The organism is Dietzia sp. UCD-THP (assembly GCF_000349585.1).
Classification (GTDB): domain Bacteria; phylum Actinomycetota; class Actinomycetes; order Mycobacteriales; family Mycobacteriaceae; genus Dietzia; species Dietzia natronolimnaea_A.
Window position 1 is genome coordinate 1138 of the sequence record NZ_KB714674.1, and the last position, 2036, is coordinate 3173.

General features: G+C 56.9%; 4 protein-coding genes. All 4 read left to right on the forward strand.

Annotated elements, in window-relative coordinates; translation table 11 throughout:
- Window positions 1–241 (forward strand): hypothetical protein (locus H483_RS37925; protein WP_238556451.1); only part of this gene is annotated, 241 nt, incomplete at its 5' end.
- A gap of 626 nt (window positions 242–867) precedes the next feature.
- Window positions 868–1026: an AlpA family transcriptional regulator gene (locus H483_RS39015; protein WP_017838651.1), complete on the forward strand. Its 159-nt coding sequence runs from the start codon at window positions 868–870 to the stop codon at window positions 1024–1026.
- Window positions 1026–1205: a hypothetical protein gene (locus H483_RS39410; protein ID WP_152428115.1), complete on the forward strand. Its 180-nt coding sequence runs from the start codon at window positions 1026–1028 to the stop codon at window positions 1203–1205. Before H483_RS39015 ends, H483_RS39410 begins: the two co-directional genes overlap by 1 nt.
- On the forward strand, window positions 1186–2036 hold an 851-nt coding region (locus tag H483_RS39020), incomplete at its 3' end, for an AAA family ATPase (RefSeq protein WP_193746925.1). The genes H483_RS39410 and H483_RS39020, both read left to right, overlap by 20 nt.

The window sequence follows — 2036 nt, forward strand, 5'->3', positions numbered from 1 at the left end:
TCATCCCCTCGGAGGTGGAGCTGTGAAGGTGATCAAGTGCGACAGGTGTCGGAAGCGGTGCCGCAACGACGAGGGCTGGAACGCCGTGTATGAGGATGGGTTCGTTATCGGCTACCTATGCCCGAAGTGTCAGACGTCGGAGGAGTCGCTTGAGGCTCAAGTCAATGATGCGACCCTGGACTACAGCAAGACGTTCATTGATGAGTTGGGGCGGCACGTTAGCCCCGTGCGCATGGGTTGAAGGTCCATGTCGGGTAGGTCGCTCAGATCATGTGGGCGGCCTACCCCTGGGGGCCATTAGGGCGGGCTGTGCGCCTCTCTAAGCGCCTCAAATCGTATTCCTATACCCCGGTGAGGGTATCCACTATTCAACGCCTCAGAAAGACACATAGAAGGGTTCTACTTTATGCGGAGTTACGGCACGGGACCACGCTACCGGAGCGAACTCGAAACCATATGGCCCCAGGCGCAAGACCGGGCATCGGATGTGAAGGTGCCTCAAGTGCAAGACCCCCTTCATCTATGCGAGATTCCCGAATCCATGTATCCGGCACGAGAACGCCTTGCATCCGTATGGGCGGGGTTGACACCACCCAAATCCGGCACCCAATCCACAAGCCCCAAAAAGAAGTCGCGGACCCAAAAAAACACGAAAAAGAAGGGGTGAAGAATAGGCGAAAGTCGCTGACCAGTGAAAACGTCTTAGGCGACAACTCTTGTGGACACCGTATGCTATACTATTTGTGTGGAAAGAAAGCAACAGTTCCACACCTAGAAGTTTAGTTGCAAGTTTAGCCGGCTAGTACCGGCATCGGCCCGTCAGGAAACCTCCTGGGGGGCCTTTTTCATACCCGAAGGGCGAACACCATGATGATTGACAAGGATGAGGCGGCTACAAGGCTTGGGGTGAGCCGGAACTTCATCGACACCCTGATTAAGCGTGGTGAGTTGAAGGCAGTCAAGTTGGGCACCCGAACCGTCCGCATTCCCGAGGACGAGATTCAGCGACTCTCCAAGGGGGAGTGATGAAGCTCCGCTACAAAGCCAAGACCGCACGCAACGGAGAGCGACTGCACTTCGTGGACTGCGGACCTATGGAAATGAAGTTGACACACGAGCAGGCGCACGACCTGTTCATTCAATTGAGCGCCGAGTGGAGCGCACCGAATGGCGAAAGGGCCACACATGACTTCAAGCACAACTGACCCATTTGGGGACTACGTACCCTTCAGCGACCCCGAGGATGACCACCACGAACAACTTGCCAATAGCGACTTCGCAGACAGTGGTACTAGCGGTACTCCCATGGTCCCCAGTACCAAGTACCAGCAAGCCGACGCGGGAAAGAATAAATGGGAGCGATACCTGATGACGGGAGACCACCTAGACCAACTCCACCTTGAGCCGCTCCAGTGGGTAGTAGACGGGATGATCCCCGAAGGGCTAACCATGCTTGCAGCGCCGCCGAAGATGGGCAAAAGCTGGTTCGTGATGGACATTGCCCTAGCAGTCGCCAGCGGCGGGAAGGCACTCTCAGGGATCGACGTTGGACCTGCCCGCCCGGTCCTGCACCTATCCCTTGAGGATAGTAAGCGTCGTCTCAAGCAGCGGGCAAAGCAACTGTTGGGTGACGAACAACTGCCCCCAATGTGGACAAGCGTGGTCACACTGCCCCCCAATGAGGCGGTGCCATTGATCGACTACTTCCTGACGAAACACGACGGGCAGCGCCCCCTAGTCATTGTGGACGTGTTCACCAAGGCCGCAGCGGTACCGGCAGGGAAGGCCGAGGGGTACCGGGCTGATTACCGAATGATGGAACCGTGGAAAGCACTTTGTGAAAGTCATCCCGGCGCAGGGATAATCTTGGTACACCACACGCGCAAAATGGCTTCAGAGGACAGGCTGGACCTGGTTTCGGGCACCAATGGTATCGCTGGATCATGTGACACCATCATGCTTCTGTCACGGGAGCGGGAATCGGCAGACGGCACCTTGTACGTGACCGGCAGGGACACCGAGGAATCCGCGTACAG